Source organism: Desulfobacterales bacterium, assembly GCA_029211065.1.
Classification (GTDB): Bacteria; Desulfobacterota; Desulfobacteria; order Desulfobacterales; family JARGFK01; genus JARGFK01.
Genome location: JARGFK010000039.1, coordinates 14,421 through 37,523, shown reverse-complemented (window position 1 = coordinate 37,523; position 23,103 = coordinate 14,421). Strand labels below are relative to the sequence as shown.

At 50.7% G+C, this 23,103-nt stretch carries 24 protein-coding genes; 7 read left to right on the top strand and 17 right to left on the bottom strand.

Annotated elements, in window-relative coordinates; genetic code table 11:
• The first annotated feature begins 850 nt into the window (after positions 1 to 850).
• Together P1P89_10620 and P1P89_10615 are read left to right on the top strand one after the other, a co-directional pair.
• On the top strand, positions 851 to 1,297 hold the full coding sequence (locus tag P1P89_10620) for a transcriptional repressor (GenBank protein MDF1591957.1): 447 nt from the start codon (positions 851 to 853) through the stop codon (positions 1,295 to 1,297).
• 155 nt (positions 1,298 to 1,452) lie between these two features.
• Positions 1,453 to 2,970 carry a catalase gene (locus tag P1P89_10615; GenBank protein ID MDF1591956.1) on the top strand — a complete coding sequence of 506 codons (1,518 nt, stop codon included), beginning with the start codon at positions 1,453 to 1,455 and terminating at the stop codon, positions 2,968 to 2,970.
• Between the two features lie 106 nt (positions 2,971 to 3,076).
• Here P1P89_10615 and P1P89_10610 read toward each other — a convergent pair whose 3' ends face one another.
• From P1P89_10610 to P1P89_10600, 3 genes are read right to left on the bottom strand one after another with little or no spacing between them, the layout of a single operon-like run.
• Positions 3,077 to 4,330 (bottom strand): MFS transporter, encoded by a 1,254-nt coding sequence (locus P1P89_10610; GenBank protein MDF1591955.1) that lies wholly within the window; start codon positions 4,328 to 4,330, stop codon positions 3,077 to 3,079.
• Positions 4,331 to 4,339: 9 nt separating this feature from the next.
• The gene (locus P1P89_10605) at positions 4,340 to 4,813 is read right to left on the bottom strand and encodes an aminopeptidase (GenBank protein MDF1591954.1); all 474 of its coding nucleotides are present in this window, start codon (positions 4,811 to 4,813) and stop codon (positions 4,340 to 4,342) included.
• Positions 4,741 to 5,310 carry a hypothetical protein gene (locus P1P89_10600; GenBank protein ID MDF1591953.1) on the bottom strand — a complete coding sequence of 190 codons (570 nt, stop codon included), beginning with the start codon at positions 5,308 to 5,310 and terminating at the stop codon, positions 4,741 to 4,743. The genes P1P89_10605 and P1P89_10600 overlap by 73 nt, the downstream gene beginning before the upstream one ends.
• A 132-nt stretch (positions 5,311 to 5,442) precedes the next feature.
• On the opposite strand from P1P89_10600, the gene P1P89_10595 reads away from it, so the two are divergent.
• A complete protein-coding gene (locus P1P89_10595) occupies positions 5,443 to 5,718 on the top strand; it encodes a hypothetical protein (protein ID MDF1591952.1) in 276 nt (91 codons plus the stop codon).
• A gap of 39 nt (positions 5,719 to 5,757) precedes the next feature.
• Here the strand turns inward: P1P89_10595 and P1P89_10590 are convergent, their stop codons facing one another.
• The 6 genes from P1P89_10590 to P1P89_10565 all read right to left on the bottom strand — a co-directional run bounded on the left by P1P89_10590 (position 5,758) and on the right by P1P89_10565 (position 9,839).
• Complete coding sequence (locus P1P89_10590; GenBank protein MDF1591951.1) at positions 5,758 to 6,249, bottom strand: LEA type 2 family protein; 492 nt, start codon at positions 6,247 to 6,249, stop codon at positions 5,758 to 5,760.
• A 184-nt stretch (positions 6,250 to 6,433) separates the two neighbouring features.
• Positions 6,434 to 7,504, bottom strand: a complete 1,071-nt coding sequence (locus P1P89_10585; GenBank protein MDF1591950.1) for an adenylate/guanylate cyclase domain-containing protein — start codon at positions 7,502 to 7,504, stop codon at positions 6,434 to 6,436.
• 333 nt (positions 7,505 to 7,837) lie between these two features.
• Complete coding sequence (locus P1P89_10580) at positions 7,838 to 8,392, bottom strand: GAF domain-containing protein (protein MDF1591949.1); 555 nt, start codon at positions 8,390 to 8,392, stop codon at positions 7,838 to 7,840.
• Positions 8,393 to 8,462: 70 nt separating this feature from the next.
• Entirely contained in the window at positions 8,463 to 8,927 is a 465-nt protein-coding gene (locus P1P89_10575; protein ID MDF1591948.1) for a universal stress protein, read from the bottom strand.
• A gap of 211 nt (positions 8,928 to 9,138) precedes the next feature.
• Positions 9,139 to 9,516: a sulfite exporter TauE/SafE family protein gene (locus P1P89_10570; GenBank protein ID MDF1591947.1), complete on the bottom strand. Its 378-nt coding sequence runs from the start codon at positions 9,514 to 9,516 to the stop codon at positions 9,139 to 9,141.
• On the bottom strand, positions 9,516 to 9,839 hold the full coding sequence (locus P1P89_10565; protein ID MDF1591946.1) for a hypothetical protein: 324 nt from the start codon (positions 9,837 to 9,839) through the stop codon (positions 9,516 to 9,518). The genes P1P89_10570 and P1P89_10565 overlap by 1 nt, the downstream gene beginning before the upstream one ends.
• Positions 9,840 to 10,285: 446 nt before the next feature.
• Here P1P89_10565 and P1P89_10560 point away from each other — a divergent pair, with 446 nt between their 5' ends.
• Entirely contained in the window at positions 10,286 to 10,486 is a 201-nt protein-coding gene (locus P1P89_10560) for a cold shock domain-containing protein (GenBank protein ID MDF1591945.1), read from the top strand.
• A gap of 206 nt (positions 10,487 to 10,692) precedes the next feature.
• Here P1P89_10560 and P1P89_10555 read toward each other — a convergent pair whose 3' ends face one another.
• Positions 10,693 to 11,391 (bottom strand): DUF554 domain-containing protein, encoded by a 699-nt coding sequence (locus tag P1P89_10555; protein MDF1591944.1) that lies wholly within the window; start codon positions 11,389 to 11,391, stop codon positions 10,693 to 10,695.
• 451 nt (positions 11,392 to 11,842) lie between these two features.
• The gene (locus tag P1P89_10550) at positions 11,843 to 12,757 is read right to left on the bottom strand and encodes a deoxyribonuclease IV (protein ID MDF1591943.1); all 915 of its coding nucleotides are present in this window, start codon (positions 12,755 to 12,757) and stop codon (positions 11,843 to 11,845) included.
• Between the two features lie 97 nt (positions 12,758 to 12,854).
• On the opposite strand from P1P89_10550, the gene P1P89_10545 reads away from it, so the two are divergent.
• The 3 genes from P1P89_10545 (at position 12,855) to P1P89_10535 (ending at position 15,885) form a co-directional block, all read left to right on the top strand.
• On the top strand, positions 12,855 to 14,378 hold the full coding sequence (locus P1P89_10545; GenBank protein MDF1591942.1) for a sigma 54-interacting transcriptional regulator: 1,524 nt from the start codon (positions 12,855 to 12,857) through the stop codon (positions 14,376 to 14,378).
• A gap of 67 nt (positions 14,379 to 14,445) precedes the next feature.
• The gene (locus P1P89_10540; protein MDF1591941.1) at positions 14,446 to 15,288 is read left to right on the top strand and encodes a fused MFS/spermidine synthase; all 843 of its coding nucleotides are present in this window, start codon (positions 14,446 to 14,448) and stop codon (positions 15,286 to 15,288) included.
• Positions 15,289 to 15,885 (top strand): fused MFS/spermidine synthase, encoded by a 597-nt coding sequence (locus tag P1P89_10535; GenBank protein ID MDF1591940.1) that lies wholly within the window; start codon positions 15,289 to 15,291, stop codon positions 15,883 to 15,885.
• Positions 15,886 to 15,928: 43 nt separating this feature from the next.
• On the opposite strand, the gene P1P89_10530 is transcribed toward P1P89_10535, so the two are convergent.
• From P1P89_10530 to P1P89_10505, 6 genes are all read right to left on the bottom strand, one after another.
• Positions 15,929 to 17,767, bottom strand: a complete 1,839-nt coding sequence (locus P1P89_10530) for a response regulator (GenBank protein ID MDF1591939.1) — start codon at positions 17,765 to 17,767, stop codon at positions 15,929 to 15,931.
• Between the two features lie 374 nt (positions 17,768 to 18,141).
• Positions 18,142 to 18,636: a rubrerythrin family protein gene (locus P1P89_10525; GenBank protein ID MDF1591938.1), complete on the bottom strand. Its 495-nt coding sequence runs from the start codon at positions 18,634 to 18,636 to the stop codon at positions 18,142 to 18,144.
• A 74-nt stretch (positions 18,637 to 18,710) separates the two neighbouring features.
• Positions 18,711 to 18,920, bottom strand: a complete 210-nt coding sequence (locus P1P89_10520) for a rubredoxin (GenBank protein ID MDF1591937.1) — start codon at positions 18,918 to 18,920, stop codon at positions 18,711 to 18,713.
• Between the two features lie 111 nt (positions 18,921 to 19,031).
• Positions 19,032 to 19,553, bottom strand: coding sequence for a flavin reductase family protein (locus P1P89_10515; GenBank protein MDF1591936.1), 522 nt, complete (start codon positions 19,551 to 19,553; stop codon positions 19,032 to 19,034).
• Between the two features lie 52 nt (positions 19,554 to 19,605).
• Positions 19,606 to 20,823, bottom strand: a complete 1,218-nt coding sequence (locus tag P1P89_10510; protein MDF1591935.1) for an aldo/keto reductase — start codon at positions 20,821 to 20,823, stop codon at positions 19,606 to 19,608.
• 289 nt (positions 20,824 to 21,112) lie between these two features.
• Positions 21,113 to 23,071, bottom strand: coding sequence for a 4Fe-4S binding protein (locus P1P89_10505; protein MDF1591934.1), 1,959 nt, complete (start codon positions 23,069 to 23,071; stop codon positions 21,113 to 21,115).
• Between the last annotated feature and the right edge of the window lie 32 nt (positions 23,072 to 23,103).

Below are 23,103 nucleotides of genomic sequence, written 5' to 3'. Positions count from 1 at the left end.
CGGCGTCAGGCTCAAATTTTAATCCTCGAAATACACCATGTATTCCTCTGGTTAAAATTTTCGCCTTCCTTGAACTTGAACGAAAGCGAATATTTTTCAAAGATCTCGTTTTGAGACCAAACCCGTTTTATTTTTGAATGAAATGTGTGTTAATGGAGCGAGGTAAAAATATTAATCGTCTGTTTTCAAAAAACTTCACTTATCTAAAATGAATTGTCAATAATTAACTGCACAGCGGTTTCTCCCGGCTTGACTCATCTCAACCCGTGCCCCCTGTCTCTCCCCTTTTTCATGATAGAAAGACAGGTTTAAGGTGTTATGGCTCCTTCCCCTCTCCCCAAGGAGAGGGAACTAGTGGAAACTCCACCGCAAGCGGATGGGGTATATGAAATCTTAATCAAGCTGGCGGAATACAAATCAACAGGAGCGTAACAGCTCAAAGAGAAGAATCGACTCAATATCTATTTAATTCAAAATTCATGCCGGAACCAAGATAATTACGATAATAAAAATTAGCCCAGGCCAGCCCAATTGATTAGCCCTGTAAGAATTTGTTTTATTTATATATAAGGATATTAGCCGCAGGCGTTTTGATAGTTTGTCTGAAAGATTAAAATAGCGGCCTGGCCGCAGGCAGCCCTATTTTGCACATTTTTCTGTGCATTACATGCACAATTTTATGTGCACTTCTGATATTTCCGACAATGAACAAAAGCGGTTCGTGAAATATCCGGGATAGCCCAAATTTTGGGTTGACAATCGATTCCGTTGCTATATAGTATGGATAATCATTATCCTTTAAGAAATATTTTCTTGCTGACAACAACGATCTTTCGGGAACTATCCCTTCATGGCTGATTCTGAAAAACGTCTGAATACAATGATCAACAAGCTGCGTGATAACAATTGCCGGATCACGCCCCAGCGGCTGGCCATACTCAAGGTTTTAGCCGCCAGCGAGGGGCACCCCAGCGTTGAAAAGATCTATGAGCAGGTCCGGCAAACGTTTCCCACCACCAGTTTGGCAACGGTCTATAAAAATGTTTCAACCCTGAGAGATTTGGGAGAGGTCCTGGAGCTGGGTTTCAGCCACGACAGCAGCCGCTATGACGGCAACAATCCGCACCCCCATCCGCATCTGGTTTGCACCGGCTGCAAAAAAATCATCGATCCGGATCTGGAAAGTTTAAATGATGTCACCCGGGAATTGATTGAAGAAACCGGTTTTAAGATTCTCAATCACCGACTGGATTTTTTCGGGCTGTGCCCGGCATGCCAGGAAGGGGCCCAAGCGTAGCAGACTAAATTTTTTTGCCATTTAAAGGATAATAATTCTCATATAATTAATATTATTTAATAGCAGATCTTACTTAATCATTCTTCTCTGTAAATATGTTTTTACAAGGCGTTATCAACTCTTTCTAAAACCCATAACAAACAAAGGAGGTCAGCATGGCTAAAAAACGACTAACCACGGCATTCGGCGCCCCGGTCGCCGACGACCTGAACAGTGTCACGGCCGGCGAACGCGGGCCGGTATTGATGCAGGATGTGCATCTGCTGGAAAAGCTCGCCCATTTCGACCGCGAGCGCATCCCCGAGCGGGTGGTGCATGCCAAAGGCGCCGGCGCCTACGGCTACTTTGAAGTCACGGCGGATGTCACCCCATACACCAAGGCCAAGTTTCTGTCCAAAGTCGGCAAGCGCACGGACGTTTTTCTGCGCTTTTCAACCGTGGGCGGCGAAAAAGGATCGCCCGACGCTGCCCGGGACCCGCGCGGCTTTGCCCTGAAGTTTTATACCGAAGAAGGCAATTATGATTTGGTCGGCAACAATACCCCGGTCTTTTTTATCCGCGACCCCTTAAAGTTTCCCGACTTCATCCACACCCAGAAACGCAACCCGGCCACCAACCTGCCGGACCCCAACATGTTCTGGGACTTTCTGTCCCTGACGCCCGAATCGATCCACCAGGTCACCATTCTTTTTTCCGACCGGGGCACACCCGCCAGCTACCGCCACCTGAACGGCTACAGCAGCCATACCTTTAAATGGTATAACGCCAAGGGCGAGTATTTCTGGGTGCAGTATCATTTCAAGACCGACCAGGGAATCAAAAACCTGACCCGCGAGGAAGCCGGAAAGCTTTGCAGCTCGGACCCCGACCATGCCACCCGGGACCTTTATGAAGCCATTGCGCGCAAGGAATATCCTTCCTGGACCCTTGAAATGCAGATCCTTACCCCTGAACAGGCCAAGGATTTCAAGTGGGATATCCTGGACATCACCAAGGTCTGGCCCCATGCCGAAGTAAAACCCATCAAGATCGGCAAACTGGTGCTGAACCGCAACGCGGTCAATTATTTTGCCGAAGTGGAGCAGGCGGCCTTTTGTCCCGGCAATTTCGTACCCGGCATTGCGGCATCCCCGGATAAAATGCTGCAGGGCCGCCTCTTCTCCTATCACGACACCCATATTCACCGTCTCGGACCCAACTATCATCTCATTCCGGTCAACGCCCCCAAGGCGGCCCCGGAAAACAGCTACCAGCGGGATGCGTTCATGCGGACGGACAACAACGGCGGCGGCGGACCCAACTACTGGCCCAACAGTTTCGACGGCCCCGGGCCGGATGCGAAAGCGGCCGAGCCGGCCTTTGATCTGAGCGGAAAAGCGGGCCGACATCCCTTCAAACATCCCAATGACGATTTTGTCCAGGCCGGCAACCTGTATCGCAAAGTCATGACCGAAACGGATCGCAAGAACCTGGTGGGGAACATCGTCGGCCATCTGGGCAATGCCAAAAAACGCCTCCAGATGCGACAGACCGCCATTTTCTTCAAAGCGGATATTGATTATGGAACCCGGATTGCCAAAGGTCTGGGACTGGATATCAAGGAAGTAAAGCGCCTGGCCGGTCTGTCACAGGATGAACGTGCCAAGGCCACAGCGGAAGGAAGTTATAAGTAAAACTCTCTTGCTATTATCAAAATCCCCCCTCCGCCTCCCTTTTTCAAAGAGGGGCGGAGGGATTTCCACCTAAGAAGGGAGGACCGAAAGCGGTTCTCCCTTTTTGCTATTTGCCGCTGCCTGCATCCCGGGTAAAGTGATATAAAAAAGCGGCCACCAGAAGCGTTGCAGCGCACAGCAGGAAAGCGCTTCTAAAGGCGCTGATTCCCAGGGCCGCCCCCGGGTAGAAGCGCAGCATGAGACTGCCGATGCCGTGGGAAAAAACCGCCGCCCCCAGCATGGTAAAAAAGTTGATGCTGGTCAGGGCCACCCCGGCCAGTTCCAGGGGCATGAGGTCCTTGATGTGGGCAAACATAACGTTGGCGGTCGCAGCGGAAAAACCAAAGCAGAAAAACAAAAAGGCCAGAATCGGCAGACCGGCCCCTTTGGGCAGCAGGGCAATGGCCAGAATCGATCCGGAAAGAAGCACCAAACTCCCCGTCATAACGCCTTTGCGGGTTTTTAAAACCCGGTCCGACAAGCTCCCCCAGGTGGGGCCGCCGATAACCAGGGCGATATTAATCAGAAAAATCAGATTGCCGGCTGCCAGCGGCGAAAGACCCATGGCATTGATGAGATAGGGTCCGGCCCACAGCGTCTGGACGGCGGCAAACACCCCGTATCGAAAAAAGGCCCCGCAGGAAATGAACCAGTAGTCCTTTTTAGCCAAAAGGAACCGCAGGCCGGCAAGGACATCCTGAAAGTTTCGCACCGAACCGGACGACCGGGAGGGGATGGTGCCCTCAGAGGGCTTGTCCCGTACCACCGCGTAAAATATGACAACCTGAATCAAATTCATGCCGGCGATCAGCGTAAAAGTCATGCGCCAGCCCATTTGCTGAACCAGCAGAACCAGCGGGGTGGCGGCCACCATGTTTCCCAGGGTCCCGATTGAAATCACGATGCCGGAGAGGGTGGCGAAGGTGGCCGGCCCGAACCATGTGGTCAGCAGCTTTAATGTTCCCATGAGATTGCAGGCCATGCCGATTCCCAGCAATACCCGCCCGATGATGCCGGCGGAAAACGACTCCGCCCAGGCGAAGATGACCGCCCCTAGAACGGCGACCAGCGAAAGAACGGTCATTGTGCGCCGGGGGCCGACCCGGTCCAGCAGGATGCCCACGGGGATCTGGGTCAATGCAAAGGCATAAAAAAAAGAGGCGGTCATCAGGCCCAGCTCTTCGGTATCAAGAGACAAATCCCGGATCAACAGGGGGGCGATTACCGCGTTGGACGCCCGGTAGAACTGGGACACCAGAAACAGGCTCGTTGAGATAATGAATATGATCCAGCGTTGATACATATTTTTCTTTCCGGTCATCAACTGTTCTTAAGATGATTCAGCTGTAATCTCCCCCGCTTTTACCAGAATCTCCTTATCCGCCGTCACCGTCGGCTTCAGCATCAACCCGTCCAGATGCACGCTGCTTTCCACAACGCCCCCCAGGGACTTGTTGTCGCCAATGGCAAAATGCACCGTGCCCATCAGCTTTTTATCCTCGGCCAGATTGCCGATCAACCGGGCGTTGGGGTTGGTGCCGATGGCAAATTCGGCCAGGTTCCGGGCGGAGGGATCTCTTTTAAATATCTGTTCGATAAAATGGACTTCCTCGCTGCCGCCGCTGAGGGACACCACCTGCCCGTTCTTGACCAGCAGCTTGAGGGGTTCGCTCAAACGCCCGATGCCATCCATGGAATAGTCAAACACCAGGGTTCCGTTGGCGCTGCCCTCTACCGGGCATGTCGGCGCCTCGCCCGGGGGGAGGGCGGCAAACCCGTAGTCGTCATGATAATAACCGTCCAGCGAAAAGGCTTTGCGCCGGCGACACTGAAAGTGATATCGGTCCCCGTGGTTGAGGTTACCGTAACCTGGTCGGCCCGGGTCAATTTTTCCTTTAGTTTTTCCGTCCGCACCTTCAGGGCTTTAAAATCGACCGTCATGGCCCCCTTGATCATCATGTCCTCGGTAACGCCCCTTAGAATGACCACTTTGGCGCCGGCGGCAAAAGCATCCAGCCGGGCCTGGGTATGGGTAATGGCATGGGTGGTGGGCGCAAAAACAACATCGGCCGTCTTCATGGCCGCTCCGATCGTCCGCGGGGGTTCGCTGCCGTGCTCCCCCGTCATCGGCATCAGGGCGACCACGGTTTCAGCCCCCAGCGCCCGGCACACCAGCGCAAACACTTTACCCACCGGGTATTTGGCCGCATCCGTTACCACCAGCACGTGGTCTGTGCGAACGACCCCGATCACGTCCCGGACCAGTTTTTCGGCGGACTGCATCAGTTCAAATTCCTGCATGGCTTCCTCCCTCGGGATAATGGAATTAAACTTTTTTAAAGATTTTGCTTGACCAAACCCTTTACATTTATCATTGAATACTTAACATGTTCCCGCTCAATCAAGACTAAAAAATAGGAGACAATATCATTCATGAAACGGCCGACCCCTGAAGAATTTGAAAAAACCTTTGAACGCATTTCAAAGTCTGCGCCGGTTGAAAACCAAAATGATCCGGATTTCAAAAAAACGACCCTGATGTTTCTGGCCCTTGGCGGTGAAACACTGGCACGCCACCACATCGAAACCTATCTGAAACCATTTCCTGAAAAACTCACCCTTTTTGACAAAACCCTCGAGGATGAAGCCCTCAAAGAAGGCACGGAAGAACAGAGCGATGAAAGCGAGGAAACCGAAGAAACGGATTAGCCTGCCTTTCCGCATCATATTAAACCAGGTTTTCTAAGTTCAATTTAACGCTTTCAACGACAGTCTGCCTTCGGATTTGAATGAAACGGATGCGGGCATGAGCGTCCCTCCCTCAAGATGGACCCGGCCGGTGAGGGCATATTCAAGCTTCTCGTCCATGGGAAGCGTCAGCAACCCCTTAACGACATCCAGAACGGATGAATACACCATCATGGGGATAACCCCCGTTCCAAACGCCGGAACAATGGTCCTTTCATTTGAAACGCCGGTTGCAAAGTCTTTTCCCTGCAGTTTTAATTGGCAGTCTACCCCCCTGACCGTCAGCGGCACATCATTGGCATTGTAAACCCGAAGGTCTATTTTTAAGACTGTTTCAAACAGGGTCGCCTGCTGCACCTGAATTCGGACAAGGCTGATGCGGGGAGGCTCCAACCGCTTTCCCAATCCGGCACATCCCTTCAGTACCAGCAGGGTAATGGCGATACCGGTTAAAACCGGGGCGTATCTTTTAAGCCAGTCATATAACTTCATGGATAAGCACGGAAAACGATTGGGTAATGACAGGCCCCATCTAAAATATACAGACGGGGTCCGGGGGCACCGCCTTCGACGGGACGTCGCATCTGTTTGTAACGCAGCCAGGCTCGGCAATGCATCCCGCTTATAAGCGGAATACCGCAGTCATCGGACGCCGGATCTGTTTTTGAGATGGGGTCTAAACTTCCTTTCGGCCGGTCAGCAGGTACGTCGACATTTTACCTTTACCCTTAAAATGCGGCTGATCCTTACGCTCTTCAAACAAATAGTGCTCCCGCAAATGGTCGTAGGTGGATTCGCTTACCTGGATGACGCCGGGCAGCCCCTGGGATTCCATGCGGCTGGCAATGTTCACGGTATCCCCCCACAGGTCATAACTGAATTTGCTGGTGCCGATCACACCGACCCTCACCGGACCGGTATTGATGCCGATCCTTACAGTTGCCGTGTCGCCGATTTTAGTTTTTACCCTGCCCATGACCTCCATGATATCCAGTGCCATTTCAGCAATGGACAGAGCGTGGTTTTCGTCCGGATCGGGAATTCCGCCCACGACCATGTAAGAATCGCCGATGGTTTTGATTTTTTCCAGACCATGGGTATGGGCCAACTGGTCAAATTTGGAAAAGATTTCATTGAGAAATTCAATCAGTTCCTGGGGGTCCATCTGGGCGGACAGTTGGGTAAACCCAACGATATCGGCAAACATTACGGTTACATCGGTAAAATGCTCAACAATGATCCGCTGGCCCTTTTTCAACCGCTCCGCAATGGATTTAGGGAAAATATTCAGCAGAAGATTTTCTGATTGTTCCTGATCTTTCTGCAATACCGCCAAGACGCGTTGCTCCTGGTCCCGCTGCTGTTTTTTCTCCAGGCATTTTTCAATGCGGACTTTTAAAAGCACCCGATTGAAGGGTTTTGTCAGGTAGTCCTCTGCCCCCAGCTTAATACAGCGGATAACGCTGTTGATCTCTTCCACCGATGAAATCATGATCACGGGAATGTGCTTCAGATTCGCATCGGATTTAATCTTTTCCAGGAACTGGTAACCATCCAGACGCGGCATCAGGATGTCCAGCAAGACCAGATCAACCTTCTCCCACAGCAACACTTCAAGGGCCTTAAGACCGTCTTCGGCCAGATGGACCTGATAATTTTCCCGAGTCAACAGCCCCTTGAGAATTTCGCGGTCGACATTGACGTCATCAACCACCAGGATTGAAAATGGATTGGGTTTATTTCCCATGGCAGGCAAACCGTTTCTTGGATACGACGAGACACAGCCACCGGCCCTTATTTCATCATCACTCGCATCGGTGTTGCTCTCCGTTTAAATGCACCAGTTAAACCGGTATATTTAATAAATTCATACGCGTTATAAAATTTAATGGCCCGATTGTCAAATAAAATGCCGATGAAATGTCATCGGCAGGCTTGGGCCGTTATTATGTTGGATTTTCCACCCGAACAGCATGGCGAAGGCGTCCATGGGCAGGGGGCTCTCCCCGGGCGGACAAGACAACATTTGAAAAACTCCCCGCCCCTAATTAAATCCGTATTGTATTTATTTACCGAAGGACTAAACCGGGAGTTCCAGCGGCAGGTCCCTGATGACTTCCTTGATGGTTTGCAGTGAATTTAACAGCCGGGTATATCTTAGGGAAAGACCGATATGTTCGGCCAGCACAAGCAGTGAATCGATATCCCGCTCTGAAATTGCCCACACCGCATGATGGTACAGCCTCAATACCCCCAAGATCTCCCCTGAAAACATAATCGGGATCGACAGGATGGCGGAAACACCTTCTTTGGCTGCTTCCTTGGGGTACTGCAGGCGATTGTCCGCGCGGGTGTCCCCGATAATGACCGGTTTTCCCTCAAGTGCGGCGGCAATACTTTTATCCGCCAACAGGGGTCCTTTTGAAAGATACCCCGCACTCAAACCGAAACTGGCAAGCGTTTCCAGCTCCTTGGTCACGGGATTGAGGGCAAATATGGCGCACCCCTTTATTTCCAGCGCCGCCACCAGCAACTGGCTTAAATGACCGGTCATCAGTTCCAGGTTGTCGGACGCTGCAATTGATTTGCTGACAATTTTAAAAATTTCCACATCGATCCTGTCTTCTTTGTTCATTTTTTCCTCCTTGTGGAAATTGTATTCCTTGGTTAAGCGGTTATTTGTTGGGCGTAAAGCCCACGCCCGTTCAGGTGACGATACATACGGCAACATCCTTTAAGGCGGTGACAACCTTATTATGAACGCTCTGGATGAACAGCCGCGTAATGCGATACGGCCGGCAGCTCAGGATGACGACATCAAATCTTCCCCCAGTCGCCGTATCGATGATTTCATCTGCCAGAGGCCTGGAGCGAGACTTGAAAATATAGGCCAACTGCTCCTCGGCAAACCCCCTATCCTGCAGATTCGCCATGACCTCTATAAGGGAGTCTTCTTTTTCGCGTTGCTGTCGGGACAAAAACTGCATGCTGGCCGACAGCCGGCCCATTACAGTGCTTGAATCGGTTTCGACTTTGGGAAGCGGTGTATAGATATGAAACAAGGTGATGTTGCAGTCCTTAGCACTCCCGAATGTTTTTACCGCAAATTCTACGGCCTTTTTGTCCATATCCATAAAATTGTACGGCAGCAAAATCTTTTGATTCGCCATGATGCCCTCCTTTCCAATCACCCCTGACTAATAAACGGTTGTCATTACGATGTGAACGATCGGAAGAGATCAGCGCAAGAAGTCGGCGTCACAAAAAAACAGGAGCATGTTGAGAGACGGCAGCTCTGGTGAAGGAAAACTGATATTTATTTTTCTATTCTTTTTGCCGGGAATTGTCAATAACTCTTTAATTCTATAACGGCGAAGCGAACTATGCCCGGACGATCATTAAAACACCCAGGCCGGCCAGCAAAACCATCATGATGCGACGGTAGAGGATCTCATCGATCCTGCCGTAGAAACGGCCGCCGATATACGTTCCTAAAAACAGCAGCGGCAGAATTTTTTTCCAATCAAGATGATGCTTTAACTGGTTTAATATCATCAGCGTGATGGCCTGGGCCGCCAGGGCCGCCAGGGGAATAACGGTTTTAATATCCAGGAAGACCGCCAGCAGCGGAAGCGACATAAGGATCGCGCCAAACCCGGAAAGTCCCTGGATAAAGCCGGCCAGAAACAGAACAAACCCAACAGCAATGTAAGTCAACATGGAATCGCACCCATCTATCCGGCTGGTCCCGGCCTGCATCAGGAATCGCCTAATTTTCCTGACGGGCCTCGCACAACAAAGGGAACCCCGGCTTTTTGATAAAATATCAGTTCCCAGTCCAAGGATACCATATCGTGCCGGATAATATACACGGCATCATCCTCACCCACCAGCTTATAGTACCGGTGGTCCGGGGCAATCCAGCGATCTTGAATTTCTCTCACTACAATCTTTCGTGATCCCAGCCAAAATCTGCGCGGCGTCTCTTCGCCGCGATAACCGGCATAGCAATCAACGCGGATCTGCATGGATGAACTCCAGCGGCCGTCCGTAATGATGAGGCCTTTAAAAAAATGTTTCATTATAGAGCGGAATTCAATTTTAATAAAGGCCTGAATATATTTTGGGAAAAGCGCCTGAAGGGCGTTGTATCTTCAACCGGCCGGATGCCCGGGTATTTGGACGTTGTATATTTTTTTCTTGACTGATGCAAAATCTTACAATATTGTAGTACATTATAATAAATTTTACTGGTTGGAACAGCATCGGACTTACCCAGGTATTATTTAAAGTTTGGCTTACCCATTGACACATATTCCGGCTAAAAGACTGACACCGCCTGCATCCGTTATACACTTTGAATCGTTGATAGATTGTATGGGGCCTTTTCCCGCACTGCTGGGCCCATTCATTTATGTTAAATACGAACCCGTCCAATTGGTCGGGTTTTTTTTCGGCCAGGGGGTTATGGCGCCCCGGAAACGGAAAACTGATAACTGATGGTTAATTTACGAAGGAGGTCAGCGTTATGGCGGAAGGAATCGTAAAATGGTTTAACGACAGAAAAGGGTATGGATTTATTGAATGGGAAGATGGCAAAGACTTGTTTGTTCACCATTCATCCATTGATATGACCGGCTTCAGGACACTGGCGGAAGGAGACAAGGTCAGTTTCGAAGTAAACGAAAGCGACCGGGGACCCGAAGCAAAAAACGTTAAAAGAGCTTAACCGGTCCGGTGCCGACACCCATGGGCACCCTGTCAGCTCCCGGCAGGGTGCCTTTTTTTATTCGCCTTCGCCTGAATACTCCGCTGCTTGCAGCAGGGATGAAAGGCGAGGCGAACCGCGCCGAAGCTCAACTGAGCGTAGGCGGGTTAAAGCTTCGGTGCAATTCCGCTTTGATACCCCGCAGCTGGCTGCAGGGAGCTTCATTTTTAAAATGTTTCACCCGCTAGCAGCTTCTTCACCAGGTAGTACACCAGCGGCAATGCTATGGCCGGCAGCATGTTCCCCACCTTTACTTTCTTGATCTCCATCAAGTTAAAACCGATTCCCATGATCAGCAGCCCGCCGACAGCCGACATCTGACTGACCACGGATGGAACCAGGGCGGTTTTCATGAGAGCGGCCGTTACGGTGATGACACCCTGGTAAACAAATACGGATATGGCCGAAAAAGCCACCCCGATCCCCAGAGTAGACGCCAGGATGATCGAGGCAATTCCGTCCAGGACCGATTTGGCAAACAGGGTCTGATGATTGCCGGCCAGTCCGCTTTCCAGAGAACCCACGATGGCCATGGAGCCGACGCAATAAATCAGGCTGGCCGTAACAAACCCTTTGCCGATATCATTGCCCCCCTTTGAAAACCGGCGCTGGAGCCATTGCCCCAACTGTTCCAGGCGCTCTTCGATTCTTAAGAATTCCCCGGCCAAGCTGCCGATGGCCAGGCTGAAGATGACCAGCAACAATTCATCCGTTTTAAGGGCCGCCTTCAGCCCGATCAGAATAACGGCCAGGCTGACGGCCTGCATCACGGTGATGTTATATTTTTTCGGAATTCCGCCCTTGAGGACGACACCGATGAGGCTGCCGGCGATAATGGCCAGTGTGTTGACGATCGTACCTAACAATAAATGCTCCTTTGTATCTTGTCGTGATTATCAAAAACATGTTCCGATTGCATTATCACCAGAATGAACCAAAAACAAAGAATAAATGCCAAATCTCACGCATCAAAGATCAAATAAATTCCAATATTGATGATCTTGTAAAAAGTCGAAAATGCGCCTCTTTCGTCATTCCCGCGAAGGCGGGAATCCAAGAATTTCAGACGGTTCTGGATGCCGGATCAAGTCCGGCATGACAATTGGAGTACTTTTTACGAGTTCATCAATATTCAACTATCAAAAAAGAGAAGGGCTGCTCTCACAGAGGGCACAGCGTCACAGAGTTTCTTTTTTTCCAAACTTTTGAGAAGGAAAATGCTGATTGTTTTGCCTGATTTTCCTTCTCAAGAAATCAGAAAATAAATAATTTCAACTCTCTGCGATCTCTGTGAACTCAAGCGCAGCAGGTGAGAGTTCAAGCCCTTAGCCTTGCACCCTTCACCAACCCCCGCAAACACTTCAGATTGGCGGCATCCCAATCTTTTCCCTGCGCCGCTTTGGGGGTCTCGATAATTTTGGGGACATCCGCCAGCGCGGCATCGTTCATGACAAAGCCAAAGGCCGGCATTCCGATTTCGCCCCGGCCGATATGTTCATGCCGGTCGATTTTAGACCCCAGCCCTTTTTTGGAATCATTTAAATGGATCACATAAAGGTGCCGTCGCCCGACGACGGCGTCAAAGACCGCCATTGTCTGCCGGTACATCCGTTGGGTCCGGAGGTCATATCCGGCAGCAAAAATATGGCTGGTATCCAGGCAGATCCCGATGCCCTTTTTGTTTTCAACCTTGTGGAGCAACTGCGCCAGCTGTTCAAAGCGATGCCCCACGCTGGCGCCCTGGCCGGCGGTGGTTTCAAACAGCAGGCGGGCCGCTATCCCGGAAGTATCGCTAAAAATCCGGTTGACGCCATCCGCAACCCGGGCGATGCCCGCCTGCTCGCCCGCTCCCATGTGCGAACCGGGATGCAGCACCACATAGGGGATCCGGAGCTGTGAGGACCGGATCAACTCCCCGCTGAGGGCCCCAACGGACATTTCCTGCTTCTTTTTATCCGGACCCGCCAGGTTAATCAGGTAGCTGGCATGCGACGCGATGCAATGGATCCCGGTGGTTGCCCTGGCCGCCTCAAACTGCTTGATTTCATCCCCCGAAAGGGTCCGTTCCTTCCAGGTGCTGGCATTTTTAGTAAACAGCTGCAGGGCGTTGCAGTCATAAGCGGCCGCTTCCAGCAGTGCATTGTGGAGGCCCTTGGCAATGGAAAAATGGGCGCCCAGTAAAGGCGGCGCTGCCGCCGGTTTTGATTTTTTATTTTGGATATAGAGCCGCATTCTGTTTTTCCGATTTTTAAAATCGCTTCTTGCAATTTATTACAATTTTGTTGTAACCATATCCATTTACAATTGTAACGAAAAGAGACCAACGCCCATGAAACAAATCGAAGAAATCACCCTGCTTTATGAAATCAGCAAGACGCTGAATGAAAACCTTGATTTAAAAAAATCCCTATACAAGGTTTTGAATATCCTGTCCAACTCCATGGATATGGTGCGGGGGACCGTTACCATATTAAATCCCCTGAGGGATGAAATCAACATCGAGGTCGCCCATGGATTGACCAAGGGCGCCATGGAAAAAGGAAAATATAAATTGGGCGATGGCATCACCGGCCGGGTGATCCAGTCCGGCAAGGCCGTGACCATCCCCAAAATCAGCAAGGAGCCGCTTTTTTTAAACCGCACCTCCTCCCGCAAAACCAAGCAGGATCAGGAGCTGTCGTTCTTCTGCGTCCCCATCAAAAAGGGGAACCAGGTCATCGGGGCTTTCAGCGTCGACCGGCCCTATGACGCATCCTATGCCCTCGCCGACGGTGAGAAGCTGCTGTCGGTCATCGCCACCATGGTGGCCCGGCAGGTGATCAATCTGGAAACCATCCGCCTTGAAAAAGATCAGCTGCGGGAGGAAAACCTGCGCCTGCGGACGGAACTTGAGAACAAGTACCGCATCACCGACATTATCGGCAACAGCAATAAAATGCGGGAAGTCTTTCAGATGATCTCACAGGTTTCTAAAAGCACCGCCACCGTTCTGATCCGGGGGGAAAGCGGAACCGGCAAGGAACTGGTAGCCAATTCCATTCATTACAACAGCCTTCGGGCCAAAAACCCCCTGGTGAAGGTAAACTGTGCGGCCCTTCCTGTCAATCTGATTGAAAGCGAACTCTTCGGACATGAAAAAGGCGCCTTTACCGGCGCCATCAAGCAAAAGATGGGCAAGTTCGAGATGGCTCACAAAGGCTCCATTTTTCTGGATGAAATCGGGTCCATCGGCCTGGACGTCCAGGTATCCCTGCTACGGGTTTTGCAGGAAAAAGAGTTTGAACGGGTCGGCGGGCATAAGACCATTAAAACCGATGTGCGCGTCATTGCCGCCACCAACAAAAACCTTGAAGACGCCGTGGAGGACGAGACCTTCCGGGGCGATCTCTATTACCGTCTCAATGTCTTTCCGATTTATCTGCCGCCCCTAAGGGAGCGCAAGACCGATATTCTGCTCCTGGCCGACTATTTTCTTGAAAAATACTCCCGGGAAAACAGCAAGGAAGTGGTGCGGCTTTCCACCCCGGCCATTGACATGCTCATGGATTATCACTGGCCGGGAAATGTCCGGGAGCTTGAAAATTGCATTGAGCGCGCCATCCTGCTGTGCGAGGGCAAGGTCATCCACAGCTACCATCTGCCCCCCACCCTGCAGACCGGCGCCGAGTCCGGAACCCTGCCGGCCGTTTCCCTGGAAGATGCCGTGGCAACCCTTGAAAAGGAAATGATTATCGACGCCCTTAAAAACACCCGGGGGAATATATCCATGGCCGCAAAGGTTCTGAAGACAACCGTTCGAAAATTTTCCTACAAGGCCCAGCGCTCCGGCGTTGATTACCGTAAGTACCGCTAAAAATATGAAAAAATTTCTCGTTTCACTTTTTTTTCAATAGGGTGTTTATGGCTGTCTCCCTTTGTCCGTGCGGAAATGGACAAGGTTCTATACGAAGGGGATTCATTATACCACCACATCCACGTTTCCGAGGCGGACGGACCGCTATCTTTCCTTTAACCGCGCCCGCGGCAGCCAGAGCGTGGTCAATATGAATGACCCCTATGAACTGAAGTTTGCTTACACCCAGGCAGCCTTTGCCGTGCCCGCCTTTCTGGAGCAAATGCCCGGGAGAATCCTTATCATTGGGTTGGGCGGCGGGACAATCCCAAGGGTGATGGCAAAATATTATCCCGACATCCCCATCGATGTCGTTGAGATCGATCCGGACGTTATCACGATTGCCAGACGGTTTTTTTTATTTGAACCCACCCAGATGATGAAGGTGATATCCATGGACGGCCGCCGCTTTCTGCGCAGCAGCCGGGACCGTTATGACATCATTTTTCTGGACGCTTATGACGATCAGTCCATCCCTTTTCATCTCACCACCAAAGAGTTTTTTGAGATTGTCAAACAGCGCTTGACGCCCACCGGCGTAGTCGCTGCAAACGTCTGGGGGCCGCGAACCGATGGGTTCTATCTCTCCGAACTCAAAACCTATCAGCAAGTCTTTCCCCATGTTTATGTGATCGACTGCATCACCTCCAGCAGCTATATTTTCATTGCGCATTCCCACAACAGGGTGATGACCAAGCCTATTTTGCAGGAACGCATACCGGCTTTTCAAAAATGGTTTGGATTTAACTTTCAATTGATGCCCTATGCCGACACTTTTGAAGATGTGACCGCTACCCCGCTTGACGCGAAAGTGCTCCTTGATGATTTTGCACCTGTTGAAATTTTACGTTCAAGAAAGGCCTTATTCTAAATGATCCCATTTATTGTTTTTCTCTCCGGCTGTATCATCATGTCCGTTGAAATATTAGGAAGCCGCATCCTGGCCCCCCATTTTGGAAACGATATATTTGTCTGGGGCAGCCTGATCGGAGTTTTTCTAAGCGGGTTGACCCTGGGGTACTGGGGCGGCGGCAAGTTGGCGGATGTAATTCCCGATCTTCGCTGCTTCGCCCTGCTGCTGTTTTTTCCCGGATTGAACCTCTGCCTGCTGCCGCTTTACAGCGACTCCATAAATATCTGGATTTTCGACCGGGGATACGGCCTGCGCATTGAACCGCTGCTGGCTTCCGTTGCACTTTTTTTTCCACCGACCATTTTCATGGGGGCCGTCAGTCCGTTTGCTGTAAAATTGCAGGTAAAGAATATCAACCGGTTGGGCAGCGGGGTCGGCAACCTGTATGCCCTCTCTTCACTCGGCAGTATCTTTGGAACCCTGTTGACCTCATTTTATCTGATTACCCTGCTCGGGGTTCGTAAAATCATTGTTGCCGAAGGCGTGCTTTTACTTCTCATGGCAGGGGCGGCCTGGGGCCTTCATCGGCGATCAAAGGGGACGCAGTCTGCATAAAAGACTAAAATCCAGTGCCGAAGTTGAAAACATTGCAGGAAGTTTATGGTTTGTCTAAAAGCGTTCTTATTTTTAGTGACAGGTCCTTTAACTTATAGGGCTTCTGGATAAAGCCATCACAGCCTCGTTCCAATATTTTCTCGGCTTGGCCATCAATACTGTATCCACTTGAAAGAAGAACCTTAACGTCCGGGTTGATCTCCTTGATTTTATCAAAAACTTCACCGCCGCTCATGCCGGGCAGAATCATATCAAGGACAATTAGATCAATTATATTTTTATTTTCTCTAAAAATTTTAATGGCCTCGTCACCGCCTTTGGCCGCAAGTACCGAATAGCCAAAACTTTGAAGAATCTCAATATTCACCTTCAAAACGAATTCTTCATCATCTACCAGCAGAATGGTTTCGCCCCCTACCAGGATTTTCGCTGTTGCCGCCGCCTTTTTTTCAATCTTTTTGTCCGAGGCGGGCAGGTATATATTGAATGCCGTTCCCTGGTGCACTTCGGATTCAACATCAATGTATCCGCCATGTCCCTTGATGATGCCGTACACTGAGGCCAGCCCAAGGCCTGTACCCCTGCCCATTTCCTTGGTCGTGAAAAAAGGGTCGAAAATGCGTTTTTGCGTTTCCGCATCAATCCCCACACCGGTATCGATAAATTGCATTAAGACATACTTGCCGGGCAACGGGTTAAAGGGTTTACGCTTTATTTCCCGATGGGTAATATTCTTTGTTTTTAAATAAAGGTCGCCGCCTCGCGGCATGGCATCGGCCGCATTCACATACAAATTCAGCAGAACCTGCTCGATCTGACCTTCATCCGCTTCGATGGAAAACAAGTCCTCGGCAAGTTCGAAGTTAAGCCTGATCTCTTTTCGGGTCCGGCTGAATGTGTCCAGGGCGTCTTTCAAGAGCCGGTTTATATTTATCGCTTTAACGTAGTACTTCCCCTTGCGGGCGTATCCGAGAAGCTGTTCGGTGAGTTTTGTGCCGCTTTTAACCTGATTTTCAATGGTTTTGAGCCTATTATAGTTCGGATGGGTGGAATCGGTTGTTGAGAGCATTAAAGACGCATTTCCAAGAATAGCCGTCATCAGGTTGTTAAAATCATGGGCGATCCCACCGGCCAGTGTGCCGATGGCTTCCATTTTCTGCGCCTGCTGGAGCTGCGCTTCGAGCCGGTTTTGCTCGGTGATGTCTTCATAAATCACAAACTGGTCGCCGTTTTCCAGTTTAGTGGGCCTGAAGAGAATCAACTTTTCGGATCCGTCTTGACATCTTACGGTATAGGTTCGATGCCGGGACTCCCCCGGTCTTGCCTGTTTAAGATCATTGACCCAATCTGAAATTACCTGATCCTTATAAGGTTGAGAGGGATACGCCCGGGCGAACCATTCCGCACCTGTCGGTATATCTGCCAGTGTATATCCGAATATATCGGTGAATCTGGGGTTAATGTATTTGTAACGGCCGTTTTTTTCAATGAATGATGTTCCCAATGGAGATTCTTCCACAAGGATACGAAAATTTTCCTTCTCTCGCCGCAACTCCCCTTCCGCTCGTTTGCGTTCGGTGATGTCATTAACGATGATTCTTGAAAAGCCCTGTTCCTTGAAAGGCAAAAAATCTAAAGTCACCAGATGTTCTTTCAGACACAACGGCGATTCTTCAGATATGGTATGTGATTTACCCTCTTTTTTTTTGATGAGTTTATTGACCCGAATACGGTCCGTACCGGAGAAGAGGTCTACAAAATATGAGCCATAGATTTCATGCCCGGTTAAGGCCAGCAGGGAAAAAAACGATGGATTGGCGTAAATAATTCTACCATCAGTATTAATGCCGACGACGCCTTCAGACATTTTCTCTATTATCATTTCTAAATGTCTGTTGGCGATCAGCAGTTCCTCCGTAATGCCGCGCGGGTATACTTCATTAATTCCGACAGGATAGGATCGTTGTCCACTACCAGTATCTGCTTCATCTTATTATCCCTTATAGGCCCAAAAGATCCATCTTTGCTTCTACCGACTCATGTTGTCTGAAAGGATGGGAACGCTTTGCATTTTCACAGATCAAGGGTTTGAATATACACTGATTTTGCGGAAAAATCAAATATTTAACCGATATTTGCATCAGGGGATATCGTCAGGGTGCGTGCCGGCATGTAAAAATTTCCGGTGTTGCCAAACAAAAAAACCCCGCCACCGGACGGGGTTTTTGCTTTTTTTAGATTACAGTGCTGCTTAAATTAATCCACCTTGAAGAACGCCTTTTTCTTGGCACTGCAGACCGGACAGGTATCGGGCGCTTCGTTTTCGCAGGTATAGCCGCAAACCGAGCAGACATAATAATCCGCTTCCGGCAGGGAACTCAGGTTGTCCAACGCATTCTGGTATAATTTGGCATGGATTTTTTCAACCTCATTGGCAAAGGTGAAGCTGCGAAGGGCCGCCTTGTTTCCTTCCGCTTCGGCTGTTTTGATCATGTCCGGATACATGGTTTTAAATTCAAAGGTTTCACCGGAGATGGCCCCTTTCAGATTGTCGGCCGTGCTTTTGACCTCTCCCAGGGTCCGCAGGTGCGCATGGGCATGTACGGTTTCCGCCTCCGCGGCAGCGCGGAACAGTTTGGCGGCCTGGAGATATCCATCTTTTTCAGCCTGTTTTGCAAACGCAAGATACTTACGGTTGGCCTGTGACTCCCCGGCAAATGCTTCCTTTAAATTCTTTTCTGACTGACTCATTAATTTTCTCCTTTCGGTTGCTGGTTTAAATAATTGAACCTAACGTTCGGGTTTTTACATTAATGCTGCAGGTTTTATTTGCTTTCTTCCAAAGTGGACCCCGGCCCTGCAAGCGGCCTGAAGCACTTTTTGCCGGCCCCGCAAACCGGACAACACCAGGTTTCAGGGGTTTCTTCAAAACGGGTCCCTTTGGCAATTTTGCCTCTGCGGTCCCCGCGGTCCGGATCGTAAATACACCCGCAATTGACCGTCTGGCATTGATACATCTCTTCGGGTTTTGCCATAATCACCTCCATTTGCAATCAAGACAATTTAACTCATCCTCGTTTCGCACCACCTGGCTGTTTTAATTGAGAAGCATCACAGGTTGAGGCTGAGGTTCAGGTTAATAATTATTATTTCACGGGAGCGAAAGTCGGCGCATTTTTAGATGATTTTCCCTTCAATTCTTCCCGGTAGAAATGATACGTAAGAGGGGTTCCCTGCTTTAACATTTCTGTTGTTAAAACATCACCCACGAAAATCGTATGGGTCCCCAGATCAATTTTATCATAGACTTTGGCCTCCATAACCGAGAGACAATGTTCAATCAGGAGCGGACATCCGGTGATTCCCTTTTTAAAGTGAATGCCGTCCAGCTTGTCGATTTCGCGACCGGAGCGGAACCCGAAGGGCCCGAAAAATTTTAACGGCGCCGATTTATCCAGAACCGATACGGCGAATACGCCGCTCTTCAGGATAAATTCATGGGTTAGATTCTTTTTGTTGATGATCACCGCAACCCGCGGCGGTTCAGCCGTCACCTGGATGGCGGTATTAATGATCTGGCCATTCAGACGGTCCTCATCCTTGGAGGTAACGATATACAATCCATAACTCAAATCACTTAACACGCGAAAATCCAGTTTGGTACTCATCGCTTCTTTCCTCGCCATTTAAGTTTTTTTTATAGAAGGCGGACACATATGTTCAGGCGAATTCTTCAGTCGCCTCCCTCATCAGCTTTCCAATGGGAACTTTACGGGGACAGCGTGCTTCTGCCAGAGAATAATCGAGGCCCGGCATTTTTTTCCGGGTTTTCTGTGGAATTTCATTAAACCGACCGGCAGCGTAATCCCGGTCTCCATAGCTGCGGCTGTACATCAGGTAGCGCATGACATCGCCCACAGGCGCCCGGCCCCCCAAAGCCGTTTCGCAAATCTTTGAACACCCGGTGCAATAGGCCGAAGCGGTCGCATTCGCATGCTGCCGCAAGAACTTCCGGTCGCTGGCGGAAAGTGACGTTCGGTTCAGCGCTGCGGCCGTGTTGGCCGACAGAAGCGCCAGGTTCGGCATTTGCGAACAGATGCTGGAGATTTGCCGGTTTTCCCAAACCGCCATGAGCTTGGCCTGGGCGTCGGTAAATCCCTTTTGCACAAACCGGCCGGCCAGTTTCAACTCGGCTTCCGAACTTGTATAGACCGAACCGCCCCCTTGCGTCTTCATGGCCGTCAGACCGATGCCGGCATTTATACAGCTGTCCACAGCCCGCTTCATTTCCGGGGAATGCATCAGGCGGTAATTGTAGGTCATCATGATGCCGTCGATCCAGCCCAGTTTAGCCGCATCCAGCAGGCATTCTTCCATGTTGCCGTGGGTGCTGAAACCAAACAGTCGGATTTTTCCGTCTGCCTTGGCCTTTTCCGCCCAGGCCCGGGTCCGGTTGTTCAGTTCATCGATGCCGGAAATGCCGTGGATAAAGTAGAGGTCCACAAAGTCGGTATTCATGCGCTCCAGGGAACGCGCCAGCAGCCGGGACATCCCCTCCGGGTCGCGGTCATCGGACTTGGTTACCAGAAAGATTTTCTGCCGGTCTTCCGGAAAGCGGCTGAAGTATTTGCCGATTCCTTTTTCGCTTCCGCTCCACCCATAGCAGTCGGCCGTGTCCCAGTAAGTCACCCCCCAATTAACGGCCTGTTTCAGCAAGAGCTGATTTGATGAGGTGTTAAACATCCCGCCGAGGGAAAGGATGGAAACGTTTATCCCGCTTTTGCCAAAAGGACGCTGGGGCACGGTAGACTGTTTCATGTCTTCTGCCGCCAGTGCCCCGGGCTTTTCTCCCAGGGATGTCAGAACCGACCCAACCCCGGCAGCACCGGCTGTTTTTAAAAAATTCCGGCGGGTCCACTTTTTTTCTGCAATCGTCATATACAGGATTCCTTAAGTTTCTTGAGTTTAAAATGTATAGGCTGAAGGCTTAAATCTCAAAACCCAAGCATCAAATTACAAACAAATCCCAAAGCTCAAGCTCCAAATTCCAAACAAAATCGATTTTTTTAATTTTGGTCATTGATTATTGGTCATTGTTTGATATTTGCGATTTGGTATTTGGAACTTTTCCTTGTACCCTTTGCCTTCAGCCCTAAACCTTGAACCTTGAACCGTTTATTTTTAAACTTGTAGAAAATAAGTCCTCCTTTTCCGATATCAAGCTTTTTTATGCCGGCGACAGTGTCAAGGCATGTTCTTTTGTCCGGGTTTCATTGTCGGCGGTTACCCGGATGGCCCGCTTCCCCCTGACAGGGCACTCATGCTCGCATATCCCGCACCCGATGCAGTGCCGAGGATTCACGTACGGCTGTTGCAGGCGGACCACGACTTCAATCCGGCTGCCGGACGGCGGTAATGCCGACCCGGGCTGCCGGGAAGAAAGCGTCAGGCTGGATTCGGCATTTTCAATAATCGCGCGCGGCGGTGCTTCCGGCCAGCCGCGTATGCGGCAGTAAAAATCCCCGGATGTATATCGACCCGGTTCAAGGCGGCCGCCGGCAATCGTTATCTGCCCCATATCAGCGGCCTGAACCGCCAGATCCCCAAGACCCTCGACCGGGCTGAAATGGTTCCGGGTGGTGATCGCCTTGGGGCTGACCGGACAGTTCTCCTGACAAACGATGCAGGGCCTGTCCATGGCCCAGGGCAGACAGCGCCCCCGGTCAATAAAAGCCGTTCCGATTTTAATGGGTCCCTTTTCGGCAAACCGGTTCCGCCCCAGTCGTTCATCCAACGTGATCGGTCGAATAGCGCCGGTGGGACAGATATGGCCGCAGGCAATGCAGTTGAGCTGGCAGCCGCTGGTACCGACCCGAAAATTCAATATCGGCGTCCACAATCCTTCCAGGCCGCCCTCAAGGGCGGCCGGATGAATCACATTGGTGGGACAGAGCCGCATGCACTGGCCGCACTTGATACACCGGTCAAGAAACGCCTGTTCATCCAGTGCTCCCGGCGGCCGGACAAGTTCCGCGGTCCAGTTGGGACCGGCGACCTGGCCGCTCAGTCGAATCATGGGGATGGCGGCAGCGCCGGACAGGGCCGAAACCAGAAAAGCCCGCCGCGACACATCCGGTGTGAGAATCTCACCGGATGCGGACGGTGCCGTGCGAAACCCAATCTCCTGTTTAAAGCAGTCCGTCAGGCAGTTGCAGCAAAGGACGCACTCGCTGATCCGAATTTGTTGCGACGGCGCGCAGGCCCCTTCACAGTTTGTTTCACACACATGGCAGCTACGGCCGCAGGAATTCTCACTTTTTCCGATGCGCCACAGGGCAAACCGGCCCAGAACGCCGAAAAGAGCGCCCAGCGGGCAGACATAGCGACAATAGAAGCGGGGTTTTTTCAGATTCAAAAGCACCGCCGCCAGAAAAATAACCCCGAGCAGCCATGCCCCCTGATAATAGCGAGTACTGGCTGAAAGCGTAAAAACCGTTCCGTCCAGAAGCGGCAGCAAAACCAGATTTACCGAGCGATAGAGCAGCGAAATAGGGTCCAGCAGACCGGACTGCAGTGAAGCGGCCAGCAGTCGGTCCCCCCGCAGGGCCGAACCGATAAACAACCAGCTCCCGAAAATGATGACCAGCAACAGAACCGTTCTTTTGGGGCGGATGTCCATTTTTAAAGCCGCGAAAACGGCGACAGCCGCAAGAGAAATGAGAAATATCAGCCAGAAAATCCGGGGTTCTCCCTGGGGCAGACTTACCAGATAGCGGGCCAGATCGGCCATGGCAGCCGTCAGGATAAATATCAACAATCCGTATTTGACGCTCTGGCCGCGATGGTAGCGATTTAAATCGATTTTTGCAGCAATCTTTTTTTTACCCTTCCCCACAAACCCGACAAACTGATGAATCGTCCCAAAGGGGCACAGCCAGCCGCAGAAAAACCGCCCCAACAGGATCGTCAAGACCACGGTAACCACCCCCCACAACAGACCGGCATACAGCGTATGGGTCGTCAGGAGCATGCCCAACCCGGCAAGGGGATCCAAATATAGAAACAGGTTGACCGGCCAGCCGCGCAGCTGCCACGGGGCCTCGCCGAGAGTGGCCACCTCGCAAAACCACAAAAAAACGACTAAAAAGAAAATCTGGCTGATGCGTCTGGCGGTTACGATTCGCATGTCCTTTTAAATCCCAAATTTCAAACACCAAA

What these genes read in the sequence shown, in the direction of transcription:
- P1P89_10620 (MDF1591957.1), top strand. Translation starts at nt 851, where the DNA reads ATGGCTGATTCTGAAAAACGTCTGAATACAATGATCAACAAGCTGCGT.
- P1P89_10615 (MDF1591956.1), top strand. Translation starts at nt 1,453, where the DNA reads ATGGCTAAAAAACGACTAACCACGGCATTCGGCGCCCCGGTCGCCGAC.
- P1P89_10610 (MDF1591955.1), bottom strand. Translation starts at nt 4,330, where the DNA reads ATGACCGGAAAGAAAAATATGTATCAACGCTGGATCATATTCATTATC.
- P1P89_10600 (MDF1591953.1), bottom strand. Translation starts at nt 5,310, where the DNA reads ATGCAGGAATTTGAACTGATGCAGTCCGCCGAAAAACTGGTCCGGGAC.
- P1P89_10595 (MDF1591952.1), top strand. Translation starts at nt 5,443, where the DNA reads ATGAAACGGCCGACCCCTGAAGAATTTGAAAAAACCTTTGAACGCATT.
- P1P89_10590 (MDF1591951.1), bottom strand. Translation starts at nt 6,249, where the DNA reads ATGAAGTTATATGACTGGCTTAAAAGATACGCCCCGGTTTTAACCGGT.
- P1P89_10585 (MDF1591950.1), bottom strand. Translation starts at nt 7,504, where the DNA reads ATGGGAAATAAACCCAATCCATTTTCAATCCTGGTGGTTGATGACGTC.
- P1P89_10580 (MDF1591949.1), bottom strand. Translation starts at nt 8,392, where the DNA reads ATGAACAAAGAAGACAGGATCGATGTGGAAATTTTTAAAATTGTCAGC.
- P1P89_10575 (MDF1591948.1), bottom strand. Translation starts at nt 8,927, where the DNA reads ATGGCGAATCAAAAGATTTTGCTGCCGTACAATTTTATGGATATGGAC.
- P1P89_10570 (MDF1591947.1), bottom strand. Translation starts at nt 9,516, where the DNA reads ATGCAGGCCGGGACCAGCCGGATAGATGGGTGCGATTCCATGTTGACT.
- P1P89_10565 (MDF1591946.1), bottom strand. Translation starts at nt 9,839, where the DNA reads ATGAAACATTTTTTTAAAGGCCTCATCATTACGGACGGCCGCTGGAGT.
- P1P89_10560 (MDF1591945.1), top strand. Translation starts at nt 10,286, where the DNA reads ATGGCGGAAGGAATCGTAAAATGGTTTAACGACAGAAAAGGGTATGGA.
- P1P89_10550 (MDF1591943.1), bottom strand. Translation starts at nt 12,757, where the DNA reads ATGCGGCTCTATATCCAAAATAAAAAATCAAAACCGGCGGCAGCGCCG.
- P1P89_10545 (MDF1591942.1), top strand. Translation starts at nt 12,855, where the DNA reads ATGAAACAAATCGAAGAAATCACCCTGCTTTATGAAATCAGCAAGACG.
- P1P89_10535 (MDF1591940.1), top strand. Translation starts at nt 15,289, where the DNA reads ATGATCCCATTTATTGTTTTTCTCTCCGGCTGTATCATCATGTCCGTT.
- P1P89_10530 (MDF1591939.1), bottom strand. Translation starts at nt 17,767, where the DNA reads ATGATAATAGAGAAAATGTCTGAAGGCGTCGTCGGCATTAATACTGAT.
- P1P89_10525 (MDF1591938.1), bottom strand. Translation starts at nt 18,636, where the DNA reads ATGAGTCAGTCAGAAAAGAATTTAAAGGAAGCATTTGCCGGGGAGTCA.
- P1P89_10520 (MDF1591937.1), bottom strand. Translation starts at nt 18,920, where the DNA reads ATGGCAAAACCCGAAGAGATGTATCAATGCCAGACGGTCAATTGCGGG.
- P1P89_10515 (MDF1591936.1), bottom strand. Translation starts at nt 19,553, where the DNA reads ATGAGTACCAAACTGGATTTTCGCGTGTTAAGTGATTTGAGTTATGGA.
- P1P89_10510 (MDF1591935.1), bottom strand. Translation starts at nt 20,823, where the DNA reads ATGACGATTGCAGAAAAAAAGTGGACCCGCCGGAATTTTTTAAAAACA.
- P1P89_10505 (MDF1591934.1), bottom strand. Translation starts at nt 23,071, where the DNA reads ATGCGAATCGTAACCGCCAGACGCATCAGCCAGATTTTCTTTTTAGTC.